The sequence below is a fragment of the Terriglobus albidus genome (genome assembly GCF_008000815.1).
GTDB lineage: Bacteria > Acidobacteriota > Terriglobia > Terriglobales > Acidobacteriaceae > Terriglobus > Terriglobus albidus_A.
Genome location: NZ_CP042806.1, coordinates 3,553,584 through 3,576,872 on the forward strand (window position 1 = coordinate 3,553,584; position 23,289 = coordinate 3,576,872).

The 23,289-nt window shown below is 57.2% G+C and carries 17 protein-coding genes and 2 tRNA genes; 3 read left to right on the forward strand and 16 right to left on the reverse strand.

All coding sequences use genetic code 11. From position 1 onward, the window contains the following. Positions 1-21: 21 nt before the first annotated feature. The 8 genes from FTW19_RS13925 to FTW19_RS13960 are packed head-to-tail and all read right to left on the reverse strand — an operon-like array spanning position 22 to position 11,168. Positions 22-1,059 (reverse strand): radical SAM protein, encoded by a 1,038-nt coding sequence (locus tag FTW19_RS13925; RefSeq protein ID WP_246153299.1) that lies wholly within the window; start codon positions 1,057-1,059, stop codon positions 22-24. Beyond that, complete coding sequence (locus tag FTW19_RS13930) at positions 1,052-2,941, reverse strand: methyltransferase domain-containing protein (RefSeq protein WP_147648198.1); 1,890 nt, start codon at positions 2,939-2,941, stop codon at positions 1,052-1,054. The genes FTW19_RS13925 and FTW19_RS13930 overlap by 8 nt, the downstream gene beginning before the upstream one ends. Continuing rightward, positions 2,938-4,401, reverse strand: a complete 1,464-nt coding sequence (locus tag FTW19_RS13935; RefSeq protein WP_147648199.1) for a B12-binding domain-containing radical SAM protein — start codon at positions 4,399-4,401, stop codon at positions 2,938-2,940. The genes FTW19_RS13930 and FTW19_RS13935 overlap by 4 nt, the downstream gene beginning before the upstream one ends. Further along, a complete protein-coding gene (locus tag FTW19_RS13940; protein ID WP_147648200.1) occupies positions 4,398-5,204 on the reverse strand; it encodes a class I SAM-dependent methyltransferase in 807 nt (268 codons plus the stop codon). The genes FTW19_RS13935 and FTW19_RS13940 overlap by 4 nt, the downstream gene beginning before the upstream one ends. Continuing rightward, positions 5,201-6,598 carry a B12-binding domain-containing radical SAM protein gene (locus FTW19_RS13945; RefSeq protein ID WP_147648201.1) on the reverse strand — a complete coding sequence of 466 codons (1,398 nt, stop codon included), beginning with the start codon at positions 6,596-6,598 and terminating at the stop codon, positions 5,201-5,203. The genes FTW19_RS13940 and FTW19_RS13945 overlap by 4 nt, the downstream gene beginning before the upstream one ends. Continuing rightward, a complete protein-coding gene (locus FTW19_RS13950) occupies positions 6,595-8,082 on the reverse strand; it encodes a B12-binding domain-containing radical SAM protein (protein ID WP_147648202.1) in 1,488 nt (495 codons plus the stop codon). The genes FTW19_RS13945 and FTW19_RS13950 overlap by 4 nt, the downstream gene beginning before the upstream one ends. A 15-nt stretch (positions 8,083-8,097) precedes the next feature. After that, positions 8,098-9,660, reverse strand: a complete 1,563-nt coding sequence (locus FTW19_RS13955) for a B12-binding domain-containing radical SAM protein (protein ID WP_147648203.1) — start codon at positions 9,658-9,660, stop codon at positions 8,098-8,100. Next, positions 9,654-11,168, reverse strand: coding sequence for a B12-binding domain-containing radical SAM protein (locus FTW19_RS13960; protein WP_147648204.1), 1,515 nt, complete (start codon positions 11,166-11,168; stop codon positions 9,654-9,656). The genes FTW19_RS13955 and FTW19_RS13960 overlap by 7 nt, the downstream gene beginning before the upstream one ends. A 227-nt stretch (positions 11,169-11,395) precedes the next feature. Between FTW19_RS13960 and FTW19_RS13965 the strand changes: the two genes are divergently transcribed. Further along, positions 11,396-13,504: a beta-galactosidase gene (locus FTW19_RS13965; protein WP_147648205.1), complete on the forward strand. Its 2,109-nt coding sequence runs from the start codon at positions 11,396-11,398 to the stop codon at positions 13,502-13,504. Positions 13,505-13,669: 165 nt separating this feature from the next. Then, positions 13,670-15,073, forward strand: coding sequence for a hypothetical protein (locus FTW19_RS13970; protein ID WP_147648206.1), 1,404 nt, complete (start codon positions 13,670-13,672; stop codon positions 15,071-15,073). Positions 15,074-15,123: 50 nt separating this feature from the next. Here FTW19_RS13970 and FTW19_RS13975 read toward each other — a convergent pair whose 3' ends face one another. Then, positions 15,124-15,930, reverse strand: coding sequence for a TIGR03435 family protein (locus tag FTW19_RS13975; protein WP_147648207.1), 807 nt, complete (start codon positions 15,928-15,930; stop codon positions 15,124-15,126). A gap of 66 nt (positions 15,931-15,996) precedes the next feature. Between FTW19_RS13975 and FTW19_RS13980 the strand changes: the two genes are divergently transcribed. Next, positions 15,997-17,967 carry a galactosylceramidase gene (locus FTW19_RS13980; protein ID WP_187142985.1) on the forward strand — a complete coding sequence of 657 codons (1,971 nt, stop codon included), beginning with the start codon at positions 15,997-15,999 and terminating at the stop codon, positions 17,965-17,967. 171 nt (positions 17,968-18,138) lie between these two features. On the opposite strand, the gene FTW19_RS13985 is transcribed toward FTW19_RS13980, so the two are convergent. The 7 genes from FTW19_RS13985 to FTW19_RS14015 all read right to left on the reverse strand — a co-directional run bounded on the left by FTW19_RS13985 (position 18,139) and on the right by FTW19_RS14015 (position 23,252). Next, positions 18,139-18,213, reverse strand: a tRNA-Cys gene (locus FTW19_RS13985). A gap of 38 nt (positions 18,214-18,251) precedes the next feature. Further along, a tRNA-Gly gene (locus FTW19_RS13990) sits at positions 18,252-18,326 on the reverse strand. Between the two features lie 56 nt (positions 18,327-18,382). Further along, positions 18,383-20,236, reverse strand: a complete 1,854-nt coding sequence (locus FTW19_RS13995; protein WP_147648209.1) for a type II secretion system protein GspD — start codon at positions 20,234-20,236, stop codon at positions 18,383-18,385. A 141-nt stretch (positions 20,237-20,377) separates the two neighbouring features. Then, the gene (locus FTW19_RS14000) at positions 20,378-20,668 is read right to left on the reverse strand and encodes a helix-turn-helix domain-containing protein (RefSeq protein ID WP_147648210.1); all 291 of its coding nucleotides are present in this window, start codon (positions 20,666-20,668) and stop codon (positions 20,378-20,380) included. 30 nt (positions 20,669-20,698) lie between these two features. Beyond that, entirely contained in the window at positions 20,699-21,232 is a 534-nt protein-coding gene (locus FTW19_RS14005; RefSeq protein WP_147648211.1) for a CvpA family protein, read from the reverse strand. Positions 21,233-21,298: 66 nt separating this feature from the next. Then, positions 21,299-22,192, reverse strand: coding sequence for a phosphoribosylaminoimidazolesuccinocarboxamide synthase (locus tag FTW19_RS14010; RefSeq protein ID WP_147648212.1), 894 nt, complete (start codon positions 22,190-22,192; stop codon positions 21,299-21,301). Positions 22,193-22,259: 67 nt separating this feature from the next. After that, complete coding sequence (locus tag FTW19_RS14015) at positions 22,260-23,252, reverse strand: YihY/virulence factor BrkB family protein (protein ID WP_187142986.1); 993 nt, start codon at positions 23,250-23,252, stop codon at positions 22,260-22,262. Between the last annotated feature and the right edge of the window lie 37 nt (positions 23,253-23,289).

The window sequence follows — 23,289 nt, forward strand, 5'->3', positions numbered from 1 at the left end:
CCTGGTGAGCACAGGACATTTCTAAACGCCGGCGTCGTTCAAGGGCTGATAATTGAGAGAGCAAACACAGCGTCTGCAGATCTCGTTCTCATCGACCTTCAGGCCGGACCGGAACTCAGAGGCGCTATCGCCGTGCAAGATGTCTTCCAGCGTCCCGTGTGCCAGGTTGCCGATGGGCTGGTGGAAGAAACAGGGTTTCACGGTTCCGTCGACCTCCCACACCGCCGAGACCCAGGGAGCATTGCATACCGGAGCTCGATGTGGAACCAGGCCAGCTTCTGCCGCAAAGTGGTCTGTAATGCGTTGGAGTTTCTTCCGGTTCTCTGCGATCGAAAATGCCGGGGCAAGCCGCTCCCGCGCTTCCGCGATGAGGTCGAATTGCCGGTTGAGGGTCTCGAGCTCGGTAGCATCTACCTGAACCGCACTGCGTCGTTCGATGGGCCACACCAGCTCCCGGTTGAAGGCGGTGGACGAAAGATCCGCGGCGAGGAAAGAGATGCCATCCAGCCCGGCATCGAGCGCGGCGTCTACGGTGGCGGCTAGATGAGCGAAGTTAGCGTGTTGTACGGTGCACCGTGCTCTGACCGGAAGCGCGCTTTGCCGCTTGAGTGCATGGACGCCGCGAGAGAGCAGTGCAAAGGCTCCTTTGACACCGCGGATCTGATCGTGAACCTCGGGAGGTCCATCGAGAGAGACGATAACTTCGTGGAATTCCGCGGTGACTAGAGCAGCATGCTTCTCCAGCAGAAGCCCGCTGGTCAGCAGGGTCAGGGTTGCTCCTATCTCACGGAAGAAGTGCGTGAGTTCCGGCAGCTTTCGATGCATCAGCGCTTCACCACCGGTGAAGACGACCTGCTCCACACCCAGCGAGAGCAGCGACTCACGCTGACGTTCCAGAACAGAGATATCGAGCTCCTGGTTCTCCTCGCGTTTCCAGATGTCGCACATCGCGCAGCGGCAGTTGCACCGGCTGTGCACGTGCAGCAGAAGGATCGGCATCCGCGTGATGCGATGCTCCTGGAGTTGCGTTGTCTCCGCGATGGCTGTTGTGTCAGGCAAGAGCCACCGTCCTTTCTCCCAGGCGGATCACGCCGTGCTGCTGCAGCACGGCGGCTGCTTCAAATGTCGCTCGAAGATCTCCGCGGATCCAGCGTCGCCGGCCATCGACCTGTATCTCCGTGAAGCCGACAAGCTCCTGTGGTTGAAGCATTTGTGCGAGTTCTTCCGCAACAAGCTGGACGATGCCATTTCGCATCACGAAGTGGACGTCCTGCCATGTCACGCGCCGAAGCGTTTCCGCCGGTGAAAGGCCACGGTCGGGTACCGCGATCAGATCGGCTCGGCCGTCAATCCTAATCTTCCCCTGACCGTCTGTCAGTCGCAACATGGTTGCCGGATTCTCCGTGAGCATGGAGTAGAGTCGCGCCGCCGGGAGATCGTAACGCGACATAACGAAGGCACCTTCATCCAGCAAATCACCACAAGCGGTAAGCGGAGAATCGCTTCCAAGTGCAGCATTCTCAAAGTGCTCCAGAAGTGCAGCGGCTGGAATCGTTCCGAAGAGAAACTCATTGGAACTGGGGCAGAAGATTAAACTGACACCCGCTTCGTTGAGCCTTGTGATCATCTGTGGCGTAACAGCAAGTGCATGAACAAGAATGGTGGAAGGACGCAACAGACCTAACGCCTGCAACATTTCAATCTCTTGTTTTGCGCGCGCGCTAACTCCCTCCGCCGCGTGTACGATCAGAATCTCTCCAGAATCGATCGATGATTCTTCCTGAAGTCCCTCGAAATCGAATGCTGCGGAGTGTACCCAGCGCATCTCTTCCACGACGCTGACTGGAAATTCAGGATCTCGCATGATGTCTGTGATCGGATTGTGATGACAGGCTGTTGTCACACCGCACAGCAGATTCCTCAGCGCTCCCCAGCGAACACGGATCTCTCGCGGAACACTGCGGTGTAGTGCAATGGTCTCGGCATAACGCGCGTGAATTGCGGTGGCCCATTCCTGAGCATCGGTATAGCTACCGTCTCCCAAACGCGGAAAGAGGCCAAACTCCAGATGGTCATGCGCATTAATCAGACCGGGGAGAACGAGATATCCGCCCAGGGAAATCTGCGTCATCGCCTCGGGCGAGCTATCCAGGATGGAGCGTATCCGTCCTCCCTCGACGGTAAGTGTGCGTGGCAACGCATCATATGCCGATAGCGCACACTGCGCTCCAGTGATTGCGAATTCCGTCTGGGGTGCCTCTCGAACAAGCTGAAGCAGATACATCACTGGTTCTTCGGGAAGCTCTTCGAAGGAATGAGCCCGACCTTGCTGTACAAAGATTTCTCGCTCCGCTTCGGAAAATCCAGGTTCCAGGTGGCATACGCAATGGAACCCTTCGGATGTAAAGATTGCCCTCAGCTTTTCTAAACCAATCTGGTTCCAGGCAATCGCTATCTCTTCATTCTGCTGATGGAAAGAACGATTCCAGCCGCGTCGCTGTGCCGTGTTGGGATGAATGTCTGCCAGGATGATCTGGCCTCCCGGCCGGAGTAACCGCCGCATCTCGCTGCAGAAGGACGCAAGATCGCTCACATATCCCAGAACAAGGGAACAAAGAACAACATCGACGGACTGTGCGGAGATAGGAGTTGCAATGCAGTCTGCATGGTAAAGCGTCGCGTTGCTTGGGAGCCGTTGTCTCGCCAGCTCCAGCATCTGGGCGGAGTAATCTACAGCGTGAATCCACTCCGGTTGCAGAGTACTTAAAAGGGAAAAGTGTCTCCCAGTCCCGCAGCCGGCATCGAGAATGGTCTTTCCCCGCAATGTAGGCAGAAGCTGACGAAGCAGCCTTGCCTCCAGCGAGCAGAAGGGATTGCAGGTCTCGTCATAGACCGGCGCCCACTCATCAAACACTTCGGGAGTTGCCGGAGCCGCGATCATAGGCTTTCACGCTTGGGTTTCCTGAGATCAATGAACCGCTGCGCCAGTACCAGTTCGTGAGGGGCAGTATAGAAACGGAAGGTATAACGCCATGCGCTAAGTGTTTGGAGCAGGTAACGTCCCCACCGTGGGGCGCGGATGTCCTGCACCGTGGGCCAGCGTGAAGCGACAACGATCTCGAAATTGTCGATCAGTCGTTTGGTCTTGTCTTTCATCCACGGAGCGCGGGTATCGATGCGGAGGGTGAAGTCCATCCATTTCTTCTCGGCCCATTCTCCCGGGCTGGTCGGGAAGCTGATCTTGTCGTCAACGTCGCCATACATCGAACCGCGCTGCGGAGTCGGCGTGTAGTGCTGGATGATGATCTCCGAATCTGGGTTGATGCGCTTGATCTTGCGGATGAACGCCAGCGTCTCGCGGGTATCGCGCTCGGGATCCTTTGGGTTGCCGACAACGAAAGAGAACTCAGGAATGATGCCGGCCTCGCGTGTCCGGCGCGCCATGATCAGCGTCTGCTCAGTGGTGATGCCTTTCTGCATCTCTTTCAGAGCCCAGTCTGAACCGGACTCGGCGCCGAAGAAGATCATCGTGCATCCGGCACGCCGGATGGCCTGCATGGTCTCGTCGCTGTAGCGGGACATGATATCGACGCGCGCCTCGCACCACCAGCGCAGCTTCAATGGGGCAATACGGTCCATGAGTTCCCGGGCGTGGTCTTCGCTCAGGAAGAAGTTCATGTCGTAGAACTGCACGGAGTCGGCGTTATAGCGTTCGACCAGATGACGCAGAATCGCTTCAGTACGCTCCGGAGATTCGAACTTTTCGGTTCTACCGTATGCTGCATGCACGCCACAGAAGCTGCAGTTAAAGGGGCAGCCAATGCTGGCGTGGTGCACTGCGGTGCGTTTGCCAAAGAACGACGGGCGAAGATATTTCTCGACGGGAAGCCGGTGGAAGGGAGACCACGGAAAGGCGTCCGGTCCCTTCATCGGGCGTTCCGCGTTATTGCGATGGAAGCCGAACTGGTCCTTGTACGAGAGCCCAAGGATGCTTTCGAAGGTGCGCTCTCCGCGAAGCGCTTCCAGCAGTTCGAGCAACGTGTCCTCTCCCTGTCCGCGAACCGCGAAGTCGATGTACTTCGCATTGAGCGTCGCTTCCGGATAAATAGAAGGGAAGTAGCCTCCCCAGACGATCGGAACGTGAGGACGAAGTTTACGGATCTCGCGGCAGACCTCCATGCCGGCAGCCATCTGCGGCCCGGGCATCACTGAGACGCCGAGCAGTTCCACGCGATGCTTGTCGATCAAGCCGAGGAGTGTGCCCAATGGGTCATCATCGACATTGCCGTCGACGATCTCATACTCCTCACGGTCTTCCAGCACGGCTGCCAGAGCAAGCACGGCGAGAGGGAGCCGTCGGCTTCGAGGTTTTACGGCACGGGGATGAAAGAGGAGAATCACACAGCCTCCCCGCTCTTCTCGAAGTGCAACAGCATGTGATCTCCAAGGACGCGCAGCAGTGGCAACCGGGAAAACACGGCATCGAGCCGGACAAACATCCGTAGCAGAAGTGGATGTTTCTGTATCCAAGCTTCCGCGTATGACGGTGGCACAAAAAGGCCGATCGCCCGCACCCGCCGGAGCCTGAAGTGTGGCAGGAATGCTGTACGAAGCGTGTTCAGGGTGGGGTAATAGACATCCACCGGCATCCCCTGCAGCATCGCCTCATGTCTCCCGCTCCAACGGCGGAAGGCCTTTGCGGGATTGCCATGCAGCAAATACCAGGCGGTCTCCCAGAGACAGATACGTGTCGACAAGCAGAGAAGCAGCGGAGAGTCCGGTGAGGTTTTCTCCGCCAGTATGCGAGCTACCGGAGCGAGATCGCGGACGCAATTGAGACCTGAGAAGTTCGAGAATACCCCGTCGAACTCACCAGCAATCTCTCTCAGGTCTTCTGTGGCTACTTGCCGGAACTGCGGGTTCTCCTTCGTTCCTGCGGTCTCCCGCCTTACCCGGGCGCAGGCAATCATCCGCTCCGATGCGTCCAGAGCTAACACTTTCCAGCCATTTTCTGCAAAACGCAGAGCGTCTTCGCCAGTACCGCAGTTCAGTTCCAGAAGCCTCCTGCGGCCATGCAAGATGCGGAACGCATCTTGCATGACGACAGACCGCTGCGCCCGCCCGATGTGGCTTTGCGTGAAGTCATCGTCATACGTGTCGGCCATCGCATCGAAAGCCTGTCCCGCTGGGTGCGTCGCAATCATGCCTCTACCTCTGCGGCCGCATCCATCAGGCCGGTGCGGGCATTGCGTATCTCTTCCGCCAGGCGGCTGACCTCCTGTTCGTCCGGTACATTGACGCCACGCATCCGGGCGAGAGCGACCTCGCTGCGCAGCAGCTTGTCGGCGAAGCTGTAGTAGCGGCGCGAATGGCGGCCGCGAATCTTGATCTCCCGGTCGGAGCTCGTGCCCCACGGTGCAAGCTGAATCAGGTCGTTCTGGATCTTCTTGTAGTACGGCGTTCCTTTGATCGGATAGGACACGGTTGTAAAGAAGATGTCCGGCTGAGTCCGGCTGACGTGCTGGATGGTGGCTTCGATATCTTCAAGTTCTTCGCCGTCGTAGCCCCACATCAGGAACATTCCGCTCTCGATGCCGCGGGTCTTGCTCAGCTCCACGGCGCGCTGCACCTGGTCCAGCTTTACGCCGCGCTGCATGGAATCAAGAATGCGCTGTGACCCGCTCTCTGATCCGATCCAGACGCGGAAGCAGCCCAACTCCGCGAGCAGGTCCATCGCCTCTTCGTTCAAACGGTCGGCCCGTGAGATGCACTCAAATGGAATGCGAAGACCACGACGCTTCATCTCGGCTGCGTAGGTACGCAACCAGGTGTGGTTGATGGTGAAGACGTCGTCCGAGACCCACACCATGTCAGGCTGGTACTCCGAGAGCAGCCACTCCACCTCATCTACCACTAGCAGCGGATCGCGACGGCGATGGGTGTTGCCATAGACCTGATGGCTGCACCACTGGCAGCGATAGGCGCATCCGCGTGCGGTGATGAAGTTGACGGAGCCTTTGCCGTGGTGTGTACGCCATGTATCGACGTACTTCTGGATGTTCACCATCTTGCGCGCAGGCCATGGCTGGTCGTCCAGGCATTTGATCTGTGCCCGCGGCGCGGTCTGACGAAGCTCTCCGTCTTCGAGGTAGGCCAAGCCATCGATCTTGCCGACCTGATCGAGCCCGCCTGAGCGGATGGCAGTCATCAGCTCTTCCAGCGTCAGTTCGCCTTCGCCCAGGACGACAAACTCCGCACCCGCATCCAGATACTCTTTGGCGTATGCCCCAGGCTCCGGACCTCCGACGATCGTCCGCCATCCAGCCTCGCGTGCGATTCGAAGCAGCTCCACGATGTTGCTGCGAGTCATCAGATTGGCATAGAGGCCCAGCGTTGATGGTGTTCCGGTCTGCAGGCGCTCGATCAGGGCTGCCTTGGACGAAAAAGTCGTATCGAAGACCTCGACGTCGAAGCCCTTTGCCTGCAGATGCGAACACAGATAAAGAATGCCCAGCGGGGCATAGGGCTTCATAATCTGCAGCTCTTTCGGGTCCTCGTAAAGGAAGTAGCCGTGGGCCAGCAACAGGTCAGGAGTCATACGGCGCCTCCAGCAGGTGTAAGTGCATGCAGCGGTAGAAAACTCGCTGAATCCTTACCGGAGCGTGGCTGCAGCACATGTTCCACGTCTCTCCGCTCCCGTGGCTCAAGAGTGGCAATCTCTTCCCACATGGCATGTACCTCCCGCTCATTGGCCGAACCGCTCTTCCATCCATTGACTTCCAAATGCAGCGCATCGCGAATCGTGCGATAGAAGTTGTCGGAATACGCTCCGGAGAACATAACGCAGAGATCGTCGCTGTCCTTCCAGTTACGCTTTGCCGCGAGCTCGGCCTGAACGCGCTCATAGAAGACCGTTCCGGGCAGGGGATATGAGATGCTGACACCGATGTCATCCGGGCGCGTCGCCCGAACCAGTGCAAGTGTTTCCAGCAGCTCCTGCCATCCCTCCCCGGGATATCCCAGCTGCAGGAAGAAACATGCCTTGATGCCCGCAGCGCCCAGATGGGTCCTTGCCGCGACTACATCCGAGACATGAAGACGTTTGTCCATCGCATCGAGAACTTTCTGCGATCCCGACTCGACGCCCATCCAGACCTCGTCACATCCGCTTTCAGCCAGCAGGGCGACAACGTCCTCCCGCAGGAGGTCGGCTCTTGCCTGAATCTTGTAAGGAATGACGGCATCGTAGGTGCGTACCCACTGGGCGAAGTCTTGCAGCCAGTGCCGGTTGAGGGCAAAGATATCGTCGCTGAACCAGATGTGTTCGGCACCATGATGCTGCTTCAAATCACGCAGCTCCCGTGCGACATCAGAGGCGGGACGAAGCTGATACTTGTTGCCGGAGATTGGCTTCGCGCACCAGTTGCAGGAGTAGGGGCAACCCCGGCTGGCGACGACATTCGCAGAGAAGCGCCCATGAGCGTCGGTCCAGGCATTGCGGTAGAGGCTCATGTCGATGAGGTCACGCGCCGGCGGCGGCATCTTCGACCAGTCGGTGTTACGAACTGGGTTGCTACCGCTGCGATGAAGCGAACCCGCCGTATCCTTCCAGATCAAGCCTGGGATTTCAGATGGATCCTGGCCTGCAAGGATGGCCCGGCACAACTCCGTGAGCGTGTTCTCTGCCTCTCCCGTCAGGATGTAATCCACGCCGGCCTTCAGGTACTCTTCCGCGAAGTCAGTCTCGTCGGAACCATGTGCGACGACGACCGCTCCTGCAGCCTTACCCAATCGTGCGATCTGCTGTGCTGTCTGGCGCATCGAGAGTAGGCACATCTTAGAGAGAAAGTTGAAGTCATCCTCGTAAATAACTACAACTTTTGGAGTTTCCCGCCGAAGCGTAGCCTTCATGCCGTGGAGCGGATCCTGCAATGTCGTGTCGAAGACCTTGACCGAGACGCTGGACTCTCGCAGCGCCGCGGCAGCGTAGAGGGTGCCCAGCGGGGCATAGGGCTGCATCTTCCGTAGTTGCTTCGGATCGTTCGCCAGGTGATAGGAGTGAGTAAGAAGGATGTCTGTCATCGTGGGGACTCCGTGCTAACACGCGGCTGCCTGGTCAGGAAGTTCCTGACCGGTCACCAACGATCTGCGGGATGCAAGTGGTCCAGAAAGTCTGGAGGCCCAGAGCTCCCAGGGAAAGCCGTAGTGGCTGGAGCGGACACGCCAGCTTACGGTGTGTTTGAACAACTGGCGAAGAACAGCTGTCTTCAGAGGCTCCTTTTCGTGCCGGCGGTGAACCTGGCCGTTCAGCAGGAAGTACTCCGTCATCCGTTTCAGGCGTTCCAGCTCCTCTCCCCGTAGCCATGGCAGGGCATTGACGCTGAGCGGCAGCTTGATCCACTCCTCCAGCGTCTGAGGTTCTTGCACTCCTAGCTCGCGAAGCTGTGGCCAGATGGGAATGCCGGGGTAGGGAGTAAACAGATTTGGGGAAAACTGGACGTTGTTATACCGTTCCACGATGTCGCTCATTGTCTGGAAAGTAAGTACCCTGTCTTCTTCGGTTTCCCCGGGATATCCGAAGATGAGGTTGAAGTTGATCTTGATGCCGGAGACGTGTGCTTTGCGTGCCGTCTCGTACATCTCGTCCACGCGCTGGTGGCGCTTGTTCATCAGCTTCAGCACGCGCTGCGAGGTTGACTCAGTACCGAAGCCCATCACCTTTACGCCGCTGTCGGCAAGAAGTTGTACTTCGTCCTGGGTCATTCGGCAGAGGAAATCGGTTGAAGCCTGGAAGGTCCACTGGAAGCGAACTCCGGAGTTGACGATCCCGCGTGCGATCGCGAGAGCTCGTTTTACGTCCACGGGAAAGTTCGAGTCGAGCAGAGCGACCTCGTCGATCCGGTACATGCGAACCAGATCGACGAGTTCGCCCACCACCCGGTCCGCATCGTAGGCGTTGAAGCGTCGCCGGTACACCACCATGTCAGTGCAGTAGTTGCATGCGTAAGGACATCCCACGCTGGTGGCGTAGGCCAGCTTGCGATGTCCATTGAGCGGCTCATAGGCGTCGAAGTCCGCCAGGTCGTAGGCGGGGGGCGCGAAGGTGCCGATGGGAGCGACGGTGCGCTCGGGATTCTCGATGATCTCGCCGTCTTGCTTCCAGTGGATGCCAGCGATGGGGCCAACCGAATTGCCTTGGGAGAAAGCTTGGGCGAGCTCCAGCATGGTCAGCTCTCCCTGTCCGCGCACCACTACATCGATGTAGGGTTCGCGAACCGTCTGTGCCGGCTCCAGTGAGGGATGCCACCCGCCAAAGACCACCGGAAGCTCGGGGCGAGATGCCTTCAGCGCCTTTGCTGCTGCGATAGCCCCACGGATCATTGGTCCGGTCAGAACAGAGATCCCAACGCAGACGGCGTCGGCGCTCTCCGCCACGATGCGCTGCAGGTAGTCCTTGTGAATGCAGGCGTCGATGATGCTGACCCTGAAGCCCGCGTCACGCAGAACTCCGGCGAGCGCCAGAAGGCAGAGCGGGGCCCCGAGCGGCGGACCGTCATAGGGCGGATAGAACAACACCACCTTGTTTCGGCCGGGCGATGGCCGTGGTGAACCGTGCGCCGGAGCCGGCCGGATGGCGCTGGCTGGCAGCACGTTCAGCATGCCGCTGCCTCCGCTGGGGTGCGCGCAAGCCGCTTGGCATCCACAGCCGGTTTTCCTTTGGGAATCCGCTTCTTCAGCTTGTTGTTCAGCCAGATGTCGACCGGGAAGCGATACGCATCGTGATCCAAACGCCAGCGGGCTGGGAAGGAGATGGCCTTCTGGGCGAGCCGGATGATCGGCGGACGTGTGTCGGCGGCGATGGGGATGCGATTGAAGGCCAGTCGCAGGTACTCACGGGTATCTTGAAGCCGCTTATGGTCCTCACCCTTCAGCCAGGGAAGTTCAGTGTAACGGGGGAAGAAGTCCGCCCAGCCTTCCAGCGTGGTCGGCGGCTCAATGCCAATCTCAGCGGTGCGCTTGAAGATCGGCGAGCCTGGGTAAGGCGTAAAAATGTTCGTCCAGAACTCTGCGCCTGGAAACTTGCGGCAGACATCGAGCATGAACTCGACGGTCTCGCGTCGCTCCTTTGGTCCTTCGCCGGGGAAGGCGAAGATGATATTGAAGGAGGGGCGAATGCCGGCCTCCAGGCAACGCGCTGCGCTCTCGTAGATGGATTCGAAGTCCTGGAAGTCTTTATTCATCGCCTTCAGGATCGTCGGCGATCCTGAATCGACACCCTGGCATACCTGCCTCAATCCAGCCCGGCGCAGCAAACGCATATCTTCCAACGACAGCCTTGCCACAAGATTCGTCGTTGCCTGGATGCTCCAGGTGTAGTGCGAGTTCTCGCGAACCAGGCCCTCGGCGATTCCCCGTGCCCGGTCAAGATCGACGAGGAAGTTGTCGTCGACTACCCAAAGCATCTCCAGCTCATAGCGCCGGCTTAGATCGACGGTCTCCTCGACAAACTGTTCAGGGGGGAGGGCATTCCATTTCCTTCCGTAGACGCCGCCATTGGTGCAGTAGGCGCAGTTGAAGGGGCAGGCAAGGCTGGAGGTGTACATTGCCCATCTCCGGCCACAGGAGCGTTCGTAGGCATCGAAGTCGGCCAGGTGATAGGCCTTCGGCGGCATCTCTACGAGGGGGCGCAGCGGCCTCTCCGGCGTAAAGATGATGCGGCCGTCGCGCTTGAACCCAATGCCTGCGATGAGGTCGGGAGCCGATCCGCTGCTGAGGTGCTGCACGAGCTCAAGCATCGCGTCCTCGCCCTGCCCACGGACGACGTAGTCCACGCACGCAGCCTCGAGCGTTTGCTGCGGCAGCAGTGACGGATGCCATCCGCCCAGGACGATGGGGAAGTCAGGCTTCCACTCTTTCACAGCCCTGGCAATCGCAACTGTCTCCCGGATCATCGGTCCGGTGACGAGGGAAACAGCCAGGCAGAGGGCGTCCTTTACCTCTTCGAGAACCCGTTTCTGGAAGTCCGGCGTGATGGTCGAATCGACCAGACATATCTGATAGCCGGCTCGTTCCAGCGGTGTCGAAACGGCAAGAATACCTAACGGCGCCGTCGCTTCCGTACTGGCGAACGACGGGAAGAAGAAGACGATTTTGCGTGAGCGTGCCAGTTTCGGATACCTCGTTTTGCTCGTTCAAGAAAAACGATAGAGACCCGGTCTCATGGCAATGTCACCTGCATGTCAGCGATTTGTAACTGTGTGGGCGACTTGTTTTTGTTTTGTCATCGCATGGGGAAAGCGAGCCCGATGGCGCTGATTTCAAAAGGCTTGCAATATCTGCCATTCATTTGGTGTGATGGTAGGGCGGCAATAGCAACGGGAAAGTGGAGACACAGATGATCGCAAGTAAACGTTTTCTTTATGTGATTGGCAAGATCGCTCTTTTGGTATTGATTGGCTTGCATGTCTCCAGGGCAATAGCGCAGCTGCCCGACACGATCCTCTTTGGCGTTGCCTATTACGACGAATACACCCCGGTTGACCGCGTCGAAGAAGATGCGCGGATGATGAAAGCGGCCGGCATTACGGTCGTCCGTATCGCCGAGTCCACCTGGGGGACGCTCGAGCCTCAGCCCGGCGTATTTGACTTTTCGCACATCGATCGCATGCTTGCCGCCATGCAACGAAACGGAATCAAGGTCATCGTCGGAACGCCGACCTACGCGATTCCGACGTGGCTGGCTCGCCAGCACCCGGAGATCCTGGTCGTCCGTCGTGAGGGGCAGGCCCGTTATGGCCCTCGTCAGAATATGGACATCACCAATCCCGAATTCCGGCGTGCGGCCGAGCAGGTGATTGTCGCTCTCGTGGACCACGTCAAGGACAACCCGGCCGTTATCGGATACCAGGTCGACAACGAGACGAAGGCGTACGGCAATACCGGAGCGAATGTGCAGGCAGCGTTCGTCAAGGAGATGCAGCACAAGTTCCCAAGTCTGGACGGGCTCAACCATGCCTTCGGTCTCGATTACTGGAGCAACCGGATCAATCGCTGGGAGGACTTTCCGTCGGTGGATGCCTCCATCAACGCCAGCCTCTCGAATGCCTTCTCAGAATTTCAGCGGGGTCTGGTGACCGAGTATCTCGCCTGGCAGGCCGGGTTGGTTCGCGCACACTATCGGCCTGGTCAGTTCATCACCCAGAACTTCGATCTAAGCTGGCAGGGCTATTCCTATGGAGTCCAGCCCGAAGTAAACCATTGGGAGGCGGCCAAGGCGCTGGATGTTGCCGGGATCGACATCTACTACCCAAGCCAGGACAAGCTCACCGGCGCGGGGATCGCCTTTGGTGGCGACGTCGCTCGCTCCATGAAGAATGGGAAGAACTTCCTTCTGATGGAGACTGAGGCGCAGGGGTTTCCGAATTGGACACCGTATCCCGGCCAGCTTCGCCTGCAGGCTTTCAGCCACATCGCCTCCGGCGCCAACATGGTGGAGTACTGGCACTGGGCCACAACCGCCAATGGGATCGAAACCTATTGGAGAGGAGTGCTCACACAGGACTACCAGCCCAACCCGACCTACGACGAAGCAAAGACTATCGGTGCCGATCTGCAGCGGCTAGGAAGCAAGCTCGTCAATATGAAGAAACACAATCAGGTTGCGATGTATGTGAGTAACACAGCGCTCGATGGCTTCGACGCATTTCGCATCAATACGGACGGCGGCATCGGCTACAACCAGGTGCTCCGCTCGCTCTATGATGCCCTCTACCGGATGAACGTAGAGGTGGATCTCATCTCTCCATCGTCGACGGTTTCGTTGAGCGACTACAAGTTGATCCTTGTACCTGCGCTGTACTCAGCCAGTGATGCGGAGATCGCGAAGTTGAATGCCTACGCCAAAGCCGGAGGCCACCTCGTCTACACCTTCAAGAGCGGCTTCTCCGACGAGAACACGAAGGTGCGCTATGCTGCACAACCCGGCGGCATCTCCGAAGCTGCGGGCGTGAAGTACAGCGAGTTCGCGATTCCGGAGGGTGTCACACTGGATGGTGATCCCTTCGGTGTGGGCGAGCAGGACAACAAGGTCCGCTGGTGGATGGAGTTCCTGAATCCTACGACCGCAACAGTGCTGGCGCGCTACAAGCATTCTTCGTGGCCGGCGTATGCAGCAGTGACACGGAACAGCTACGGCAAGGGGGAAGTCACCTATCTGGGCTTTATGCCGACGGATGCGATGGCGGAAAAGATCCTGGGAGATGCTGTGAAGCGAGCCGGTGTCGGGGCGCTACCTGACGTCCGCTTTCCCTTGATCGTCCGTAGCGGAACGCTACAGAACGGACATCCTGTTCATTACTTCCTGAACTACTCGAAGGATAAGCAACAGCTGAGTTATTCCTATGAAAAGGGAAGTGAGCTTCTCTTAGGAAAGCAGATCAATCGCGGACAGATGTTGGACCTGGCTCCGTGGGGAGTAGCGATTGTGGAGGAGAGCGGGCAATAACCCAGATTGTGTCGTCCTCCTATATTCTCTCCGTCGGGGTAGACTACGCTCGTGGCATCAAAGGCGGTTCTTCTTCAGAGCATCATCGCCGGGATTCTTGTTTCCTGCGTTCTCGCAGTTTGTGTTGATACGCTCCATTGGCCGATTGTTGGAGACGCATCTCTCATGAAGTACGTGATCTTTCTCATCGATCACGGCATGACCCCGTACAAGGACATCTGGGACATCAACCTTCCGGGCACGTACATCCTTCAGGCGCTAGCAATACATAGTATTGGAGCGAGTGCAGTCGCATGGCGTCTCTTTGACTTTGCACTCTGCTTCGTCATCGTCGTCAGCATGATCTACATTAGCGTCCCGGTTCATTGGCTCGCCGGTTTTGCTGCCGGCTCTGTGTTCTTCCTGCTCCACGTCAGGGATGGCCTCATGCAAAGTGGGCAGCGGGATCTCATGATGACCTCTCTGCTCTTTGCGGGGACCGCGCTAAGCTTCCGCTGCCTGAGAACCGGCACGATCCGCTACGGAACTTTCGCAGGGATCTGCTTCGGTCTGGCGGCTATCGTGAAGCCGACCGCGGTCCCCATAGCGCTTCTCTTCGGTGCTGTAACAGGCTGGCGCCTTCGCAGAACGGGCAAAAGCGTTGCTTATACCGTTCTGAGCGCCGTCGGCTTTTTTCTGCCAGCTGCAGCGTCGGCGATCTATCTTTGGCGTCATGCAGCGCTCAGGGCTTTTATCAACCTTTGGCCGCTCATCGAGTATCACAATGCTCTCGGACGGTTGCCGTTCAAAGAGCTGTTGTTTACCCCTGTAGCATCCATTCTTTATGTAGCTTGTTTATTGGCCCTACCGTCCATAGTCACAAGTTCATGGCTCAGGACATCTGAAGGTAAGGTGATTTCGGGATCACTGCTGCTCTCCTGCGGGTCGTATTGGTGGCAGGGTAAGGGCTTCCTCTATCATCGCTATCCCGCCGCTGCATTTCTGTTGCTTCTCATTGGTATTGCAGTTGCGGAGTCGTTGACGACACTCAAGCCTCGGTGGGTACGTATTACTTCGTGGCTAGCCGTTGCGGATCTTGTTCTTTTTGTAGCGCCGGTGTCCGTCGTAGCTGTTTCGAAGTACGAGTGGCGAAACAATGATTTTCAGGTTTCGTTAACCCGGGAGCTACGTAGTCTTGGAGCTGCGGACGGCGATACGCAATGCCTTGATACCTTTGCGGGATGTTTAGCGGCTCTGGATGAGATTGGAATCAGGCAGAGTTCGGGCCTCTTGTACGATTGTTACCTTTTTTCTGAACCACAAAGGCCCGCCACACTTCTTTACCGGGAACATTTCTGGAGCGGTTTTCGTGCCTCTCCTCCACGGCTGCTCGTTATGACTGACAACGACTGCTTCAGTCATGAACTGTCCTTCGATCGTTTGAAGCGGTGGGGCCTTTTCGCCGACTATGTCGATCATAACTACATTGAGATTCTGCAGTACACTCCTTCGCGACCAATCGTATGGTGGCGTCATCCCCAGCAGCCCTATAGCTATCGCATTTATCTGCGAAGAACAGAGGAACGCTAAACGCACCGATGTTCCAGGATGCAGATGCTTTGAGTGCGAGTCAGGTCTGTTCAGTTTGCCGATGGCTTATTAATGCGCGTAACGATCACGGCGTCGACATCTGCCTTGGTGGCTTCCATCTTTAGTCCGAGCTCATCCTGTAGCGCCGTAAAGATGGACGTTCTAGAAGAAAGGGCGTTCTCTCCCGCGTCAGGAGTACTCAATACTTTGTCATCGGGCGTCCACACCAGCGAGATATCGTACCGTCCCGCCAATCCTGTTCGATCAATGATCTGCCGTTCGAGTCCAACTTTACTGAGCGCATAAATAAGAGCCTCCATTGGAACGGCCCGGCCATCAACCCTGCCCGCACTCTGCGTCATATCCCATCCTCGCTGCGTAGCGTCGGTACGAGTGGGAGAAACTTCTTTTATCTTTGTTCCAGATTTGGAAACGACGAGAGCGTAAACCGGAACTTCTTTTTTCCCGGTATGCGCGATCAATTCGCACCGCTCTTTCAATACCTGCTGCAGTACTTCCTTTTGCTGCTCGAAGGACATCTGTCTGAAGGCGGCCACACTCTCTTCCGCGATCGTCACTTCGATATCCCATCGCAGATCTCGAGCCCAGCCAGGCAAACCTTCGATGAGATCATTCCGCTGTCTATTGAATGCAAAACCGATGACTCGAAACATCGGAGAATTCGTGGCGACGATCTTGTTGCCGCCAGGCGGGATGCTAAGATAGCCCGGTTCTACGCCAGACCGATTTTCTTTAATGGAAACTACGTCGAGATGAATAGCTCCCTGGGCAGAGAACTGTGCCCATCCTACCGCCGTCAGGAGAAGAAGAGAGAAGGGGAGTAATCTCTTCAGCATAGGATGAGTATATCCAGCTCTGGTTCTTCCAGGTGCGTTGAAATATGTCTTCTGATGAGGGGCACGATGAATTCCATGCACCGCCGTCTTTTTGTCCTAACCGCTGTGGCCGGACTTCTATCCGGGATGTATTGCGCGGCACAGACGACGATCCACTTGGATACAACCAGCTCCGGTAAGGTGTTTGAAGGACTAGGTGCAGTGAGTGCTGGCGCCAGTTCCCGCCTGCTCATTGACTATCCAGAACCGCAGAGGTCAGAGATCCTGGACTTCCTGTTCAAGCCGAAGTTCGGGGCTTCGCTGCAGCATCTGAAAGTTGAAATAGGGTCGGACGTCAATTCCACGGATGGGTCCGAGCCAAGCCACATGCGATCAGCAACAGACCATGACTATTCTCGCGGGTATGAATGGTGGTTGATGAAGGAAGCGCGGAAGCGCAACCCGGCTATTGTGTTGGACACGCTCGCATGGGGGACTCCTGGCTGGGTGGGGCACGGCAAGTTTTTCAGTAAAGACATGGCGGAATACGTCGCCGATTTCCTGAAGGGTGCGCAGAAACAAGGTTTGAATATTGAATACACCGGGGCGTGGAATGAGCGTCGTCCTGACTATGAATGGGTAAAGTTGCTGCGCACGGTGCTTGACCAGCATGGCCTGAAGACGAAGATCGTTTGCTGTGACATGACGCCGAATTCTGGCATGTACACGGTACTGGATAAAGTGAACTCGGATCCGATGCTGGATAAAGCGGTCGACGTGATTGGTGTGCATTATCCTGCCGAGGTTCCAGGAATCGCACCGGCGGCGATTCAGGACACTCAACGCCGCGTCTGGTCCAGCGAAGATCAACCAAACCCTGGAAGCGGCCCCTTTATCGCGCGAGATTGGGCTCACGGAGGACGTATCCTGGCCCGGCGCTACAACGAGAATTACGTCAAGGGACGCTTTACCAAAACCGAGATCTGGAGCCCAATCACTTCGTACTACGATCTCCTCGCCGCGCCGAACTCCGGTCTGATGTATGCCAATACGCCGTGGTCAGGAAACTACGATGTGCAGTCCACGATCTGGGTAACGGCGCATACGACACAATTTGTTGAGCCGGGATGGAAGTACATGGACACTGCGACAGGTTATTTGCCAGACGATAGCGGCACCTATGTCGCTATGCACGCTCCTCTGTCGGGGAGCAAGCCCGTTGATTGGAGCGTCGTCCTGGAAACCACATCCGCGAATCGCGTGCAGCATGTCACCCTGCAATTGGGTAAGGGGCTGAGCATCGGAACCGCGTTTGTCTGGCAGACGAATGCAACAAAGACGTTTGAACAGATTGCTGCTATTCCTGTGAAAGATGGCCGAGTGACGTATGACTTTGAACCGGGTTCCATCTATACCATCACGACAACTACTGGCCAAACGCGCGGCACAAGGCATCCGCCCGCGGCCGCGGCATTTCCTTTCCCGTATTCCGACGATTTTGAAGCAGTGGAGACCGGTCGAACCGCGAAATATCTGAGCGATCAGGACGGCGCATTTGAAGCGTCTGCATGTGACGGACGCACCGGCCGATGCCTGCAACAGGAGATCACGGAAAAGCCAACTCCCTGGTCTCCGCGTCCGGATCCGTTCACCATCGCAGGTGACATCAAGTGGAGCGACTACAAAGTTGGCATCGATGTGATGCTGCCTAAGGATGGTGTCGCAACAGTACTGGGACGGATAGATTCCGCGGATGTCTTCCAGGACCACAAGGCTATGTACCCAAGCGCTTACGTCTTCAAGATTGAAGCGAGTGGAAAGTGGTCGCTGCTTTCAACGCGATTCAAGAACGCTCCGATGGCACTTGCTCAGGGCCATGTCGATATCGGACAAGAGTGGCACAGGATGGAGCTGCAGTTTCAGGGGGCCTCCATCACCGCGCTCTTAGACGGGAAGCAACTTTCGGTGGTTCAAGATACCGCGCATTCTTCAGGGATGGCCGGTTTCGGGAGCGATTGGTCGAAAGTGCAATTCGACAACCTCAGAATAGGCAAGTAGGACAAAGAAGCTATGTAGATGGGCGGGGCACGGTTCCGCCGAGGCATCCTGCAACGTGCGCGATCAGGCGACTGGATGGAAGGTTATCCAGCGGATGTACGAGGAATTTTCCTGTGGGACGCTTAGCGTTGGATGGAGGATTTTCGTAAGTCGCTAAGTTGTTGGGGAGTTTGGAGGCGCGGGTCGGAATCGAACCGACGCATAAAGGTTTTGCAGACCTCTCCCTTACCACTTGGGTACCGCGCCGAATGCTGTAGGGATTGACAGCAGTGGAGGGACTTTATTGGAGCGGGAGACGGGATTTGAACCCGCGACATCTTCCTTGGCAAGGAAGCACTCTACCACTGAGCTACTCCCGCCCGTTCCAAGAACAACTATATCGATTGGGGCGAAATCAATCAAGTCCGCCCATAACTTAGTTGTTGGAAACGGTGATCGGAACCAGGGGGCCGGTATTTCCTTTGCGGCGGCTGCGAACAATGTGGGGCGTCAGCAGGATGACCAGATCGCTCTTGCTGCGTGAGCTCTGCTTGTTCGTTGTGCTGCCAAAGCCAGGTAGCTCGCTCAGCCCCGGCAGGCCGCTGACCGCGTACGCCTCCTGCTCTGACATGGCCGAGACCAGCATGATAGTGTCTCCGTCATGTGTCGTGACATCTGATGCGTACTGGCGGCTTGCGAGTACAGGGATGCCGTTCAGCGAGCTTCCAGCCAGTGCCTCGATCTTGAAGTCCATCTTGACGTGAATGTCCCCGGTCTTCTGGATGGTTGGCTCGGCCTTGAAAGTCAGCCCCAGGTCCTCATATTGAATCTGCGGAATGGCATTGCTCAGCAGATTGGACGAAGAGGAATTGGTTCCCAGATACTGCGCCAGCAGGGATGAAGCTGACGATGATGCTGTCGAAGTGAGGTCCGAATAGAGAGACGTGGCGATCGGATACCGCGTTCCCGCGCGGAAGGTTGACTGCTCTCGGTCTCGGACACGCAGCATCACGTCATCCAGTGCACGCGAGTCGGATGACGTGAAACCCAGGTTCAGTATCGGTGTGAGTCCGGCAGAAAGAACAGTGGTTGTCAGGCCTCCGCCAACGGCGAGGAACGAATTCGACAACAGGCTGGAGCTCACAACGCCCGAAGCCAACAGGTACAGCGCAATCTGCGTCGGTGTTGTCGACGAAGTGAAGATGCCGGCAGCGTAAAGCTGATTGATCAGGCTCTGGTTGGACGAGATGATGCTCTGCGCCTGTGATGCAAGGTTGTAGGCGCTAAGCTGCGTCGGAAGAATTATGCCTACATTCCGCGTACGCGAGGTGTCCAGGGAATAGACCTTCAGGTCAAAGACAACTTCGCTTCCGCCATCCAGAAGGTCGCTGAGCACGGCATTCATGGCGTTGATGGACTGCTGCGGCGCTCGTACCACTAGGTTTCCTGAATTTACCTGGACTGTCGCCAGCTTGATATCGAAGACCTGACGCACAACATTACCCAGCTCGGTCATCTGAGTGTTATTCAGGCCCGCAAGGTACACCGTTTCCTGAAAGAGATGCTCGTACTGGTCGTGATTCTCCAGGGTGTCGCCGGCGACGATGATGGTGTGTTCGTCAATGGGAACGGCGAAGGCGTGGAAGAGCTGGCCGAGGATATCGAGACAACGCTGATAGGTCAGGCCGTCGAGATCAATCTTCGTCTGCTCGCCGCTGAGGCCGTTGCCAAAGATAACGCGCAGGCCGGCCTGGTTGGCGGCTGCCATATAGGCCTCGCGCGCCCCTCCCCGCAGATGCAGGCTGATCGGAGTGTTTTTGAGGGCCAGGGAGATCGGACCGGCAAGCTGTGGCGCCGCATCGGCAGGTAAGGTGGGCACGGCCTCAACGCGCGGCGTGGTATCGAGGTTGGCGAAATGCTGCGTCACGATCGGATTGTCCGGAGCGAGGGCACGTGCCTGTTCCAGAAGACGGGATGAGTCCGTCAGGTTCCCCGAGAGCCCGGCATTGGCTGATTGTTGTACTAGCTTCGTGACACGGTGTTCCCGGGCGGTTAGCGCGGCGGCGGCATATTCAGCCTTGGAGGGATCCAGTTTGAAAGCCTTGGCGAAGGCTTTTTCGGCGGCAACCAGATCGTTCCGGTCCAGTGCCCGCGCACCTTCCAGGTAAGCATCGGCAGCCTTCCTGGCCTGTTTTGCCGAGACTGGTTTGGCAGGAGTCTGCGCACCGACGTACGACCACGCGGCACCCGCAAGCAAGACTGCGGCCACGGCGATGCGAAGATGCTTCATCGAAGAGTTAGACGCGAAAGAATGGGATTAGAGCATTTTTCCTGTCGCTCGGTATCCCGGTAAAGGAGTGTCGCGGCGTTTTCATTGCGGAAAACGCCCATGAATGCAGAAGCCCTACGCTAGACCTACAGGAAAAACGCTCTAGCGTGCGCCGACAACAACATTGAATGCCGGCCGCTCCACGTTGCGCTCACTGCGCACGGGACGGCGGAGGCCATTGCGGATGGCGTTCGAGTCCATGTTCAGCTCGGCCAGCGTACGGGAGAGCGTATTGCGGTGCATGCCCAGCTCTTCCGCAGCCTTGCACTGGTTGCCGCGATGATGCGCGAGCACTTCGAGGATGTAGCGCTTCTTGAACTCGCGCACAGCGTCGGTATAGCTGATTCCTGCATTGTGCATCTGTGCGACTAGAGTCTCAAGTTCTCGCTTCATTTCTTCCTCTTCGAAGTTACAGTCGTTCTCTTACCGATGTCGGGAGACCGTAGCGGCCTCTTTTTTGAGTTGCGAGACACCGTTCATCACGCGCTGCTGAAAATCAGTTGGCACGATGAAGGATACCCCATGCGATGCGGTTAGGAAATAGGGAGCTAGGTACGACTGGCGAAACAGGGTCGATTTGGGCAAAAAAGCCGCAACGGACATGACAATTGCCGTAACGGCCAGACAACCCCGCAGAAATCCAAAACAAGCTCCTCCCAGGCGATCAGCCATGCCAAGTCCAACGGCCTCACAGCTTTTGCGGATGGCAAAGCCGGCCAGTGTTGCCAGCAGCATGACCGCAAAGGCGATGATCAGAAATGCCGCTGTCTCAGCGGCTGGCCGTGCCGTGATCCATCGGGCCAGAAGAGCCGCGACCTGCGGATAGTACATCCCCGCCAGCACGATGCCGAGTGCGATGCCTGCCAACGAAAACAATGACCGGATGAGGCCACGCAGAAAGGCGGCAATCACCGACCAGGCAAGCAGAGCGACGATGGCATAGTCCACCGGGGTCATCACTCTTTATTTTGAGTGATACCCGGCGGATTTAGCTGTTGACTCTTTGGCTACACCTCAATTTGGCTACGCCTCAAGAGGGTTGCCGGTGATGCGTTGATACGCCTCGAGGTACTTGGCGCGGGTATTAACGATGACCTCCTCCGGCAGAGCGGGCGCGGGAGCCTGTTTGTTCCAGTGGATTGATTCCAGATAATCGCGCACGTACTGCTTATCGAAGGAGGGCTGCGCTCCGCCGGGAGAGTACAGATCGGCCGGCCAGTAACGGGAGGAGTCCGGTGTCAACACCTCGTCCGCCAGCGTGATGGCTCCGTCGATTACGCCAAATTCGAACTTGGTATCCGCCAGGATTAGCCCCTTCGATTCGGCATGAGCGGAGGCTTTGGCATAGATGGCCAAGGTCAGGTCACGCAGTTGGTTGGCAGTGTCTCGCCCGACAACCTGGATCACGTCTTCGAAAGAGATGTTTTCGTCGTGCCCCACGTTGTTCTTAGCTGCGGGAGTGAAGATCGGTTCCGGCAGCCGGTCAGACTCGCGTAGACCTTTGGGCAGTGGAATGCCGCAGATCATGCCGGTCTTCTGGTAGTCCTTCCATCCGGAACCGGAGATGTATCCGCGAACGACACACTCAACAGGGAACATCTCCGCCCGCTTTACCAGCATCGAGCGCCCCTGGAGTTGCTTGGCATATTCCGGTAATGGAGACGGATACCTGGCAACATCGGAGGTAATCAGATGGTTAGGGACGATCTCCCTCAGGTGTTCAAACCAGAAGAGAGAGAGCTGCGTCAGCACCTTCCCCTTGTCCGGAATGCCTGAGCCGAGTACATGATCGAATGCCGAGATGCGGTCGGTTGCAACGAACAGAAGTTCGCGGTCGCTGACCGCCAGAATATCGCGCACCTTACCGCGAGCAGTGAGCGGCAGAGGCAGGTCGGTTTGAAGAAGTGCTTGATGCATATGGGGAAAACATGAGTGTATCAAGTGGTTACTTCGATGCGGGAAGATACAGCTGCGTCGATCTGTCCTAGGCGGCCTCATTCCTCGGCTTAGGCGGATGGGAGAGCTGTTCCTGCGCCAGCTTGCGTTCGGCAATGGCTGCTTCCAGCTCTGAATTGAACTCCGCTCCCAGCAGGATTGTGAAGGCTGTCAGGTAAAACCACGTCAGCAGGATGATGACAGCTCCCAGAGAACCGTAGGTCACCGAGTAGTTGTTGAAGAACTGCAGATAGGTTCTCAACCCAATGGAGGCTGTCAACCAGCAGGTAATGCCGAGTGCCCCTCCGGGTGTAAGCCATCGCCAGGCCCGAGCCTTGAAGTTTGGCGCGAAGTAGTAGAGCAAGGCGATCGTCAATGCCAGAAAGGAACCGCCAGCAGCATATCCGAGAACGCGCGCCATCCAGCCCACCACAGCGTGAAGGCCAATCGTTGCGGTAAGCCAGTGACCGAGCAGGTCGCCTCCCAGCATCGATGACAAAGAGAAAGTCAGCATGATGGAGATAACGACGGTCAGCACCATGGCGGAGAGACGAGCCCGCAAATAAGATCGCGATTCCCGGATGTTGTAGACCGAATTCAAAGCGTCCTGCATGGCTGAAACACCAACGGATGCGGACCACAGTGCTGCCAGCAAGCCAACGGTGACCTTTCCGGTGGTGGAATGTGCCGTCGTCTGATCGAAGGTGTGCAGCACCAGGTCGAATGCCTCCGGCGGAATCACCTTGGCGAGATATTGCAGGATCTCCATGTAAAACCCTGTTGCGGATTTGGCCGCAATGCCGAGCAGGGAACTGGTTGCGATGAGCGCGGGGAAGACTGCAAACAGGAAGTAATACGCGAGCTGTGCCGAACGGCCTAATAAGTCATCTTTCAGGAACGATCGCGCGGTTCGTCGCAGCACAACACGCAGGCTGATGCCTTCCAGGTTCCATAGAGATCGCAGCGGAGACCGGTTGACCATGTCCCATACGTACTGCGGCGCCGAAGGACTCCTCGGCTCGGGTTGGGCATCCAGCAACATGCATCTACGTTGGATGACTGGATCGCGGCAGGGTTTG

What these genes read in the sequence shown, in the direction of transcription:
- FTW19_RS13970 (WP_147648206.1), top strand. Translation starts at nt 13,670, where the DNA reads ATGAAGTACGTGATCTTTCTCATCGATCACGGCATGACCCCGTACAAG.
- FTW19_RS14010 (WP_147648212.1), bottom strand. Translation starts at nt 22,192, where the DNA reads ATGCATCAAGCACTTCTTCAAACCGACCTGCCTCTGCCGCTCACTGCT.
- FTW19_RS14015 (WP_187142986.1), bottom strand. Translation starts at nt 23,252, where the DNA reads ATGTTGCTGGATGCCCAACCCGAGCCGAGGAGTCCTTCGGCGCCGCAG.
- FTW19_RS13995 (WP_147648209.1), bottom strand. Translation starts at nt 20,236, where the DNA reads ATGAAGCATCTTCGCATCGCCGTGGCCGCAGTCTTGCTTGCGGGTGCC.
- FTW19_RS13930 (WP_147648198.1), bottom strand. Translation starts at nt 2,941, where the DNA reads ATGATCGCGGCTCCGGCAACTCCCGAAGTGTTTGATGAGTGGGCGCCG.
- FTW19_RS13955 (WP_147648203.1), bottom strand. Translation starts at nt 9,660, where the DNA reads ATGCTGAACGTGCTGCCAGCCAGCGCCATCCGGCCGGCTCCGGCGCAC.
- FTW19_RS13950 (WP_147648202.1), bottom strand. Translation starts at nt 8,082, where the DNA reads ATGACAGACATCCTTCTTACTCACTCCTATCACCTGGCGAACGATCCG.
- FTW19_RS13980 (WP_187142985.1), top strand. Translation starts at nt 15,997, where the DNA reads ATGAATTCCATGCACCGCCGTCTTTTTGTCCTAACCGCTGTGGCCGGA.
- FTW19_RS13945 (WP_147648201.1), bottom strand. Translation starts at nt 6,598, where the DNA reads ATGACTCCTGACCTGTTGCTGGCCCACGGCTACTTCCTTTACGAGGAC.
- FTW19_RS13940 (WP_147648200.1), bottom strand. Translation starts at nt 5,204, where the DNA reads ATGATTGCGACGCACCCAGCGGGACAGGCTTTCGATGCGATGGCCGAC.
- FTW19_RS13965 (WP_147648205.1), top strand. Translation starts at nt 11,396, where the DNA reads ATGATCGCAAGTAAACGTTTTCTTTATGTGATTGGCAAGATCGCTCTT.
- FTW19_RS14005 (WP_147648211.1), bottom strand. Translation starts at nt 21,232, where the DNA reads ATGACCCCGGTGGACTATGCCATCGTCGCTCTGCTTGCCTGGTCGGTG.
- FTW19_RS14000 (WP_147648210.1), bottom strand. Translation starts at nt 20,668, where the DNA reads ATGAAGCGAGAACTTGAGACTCTAGTCGCACAGATGCACAATGCAGGA.
- FTW19_RS13975 (WP_147648207.1), bottom strand. Translation starts at nt 15,930, where the DNA reads ATGCTGAAGAGATTACTCCCCTTCTCTCTTCTTCTCCTGACGGCGGTA.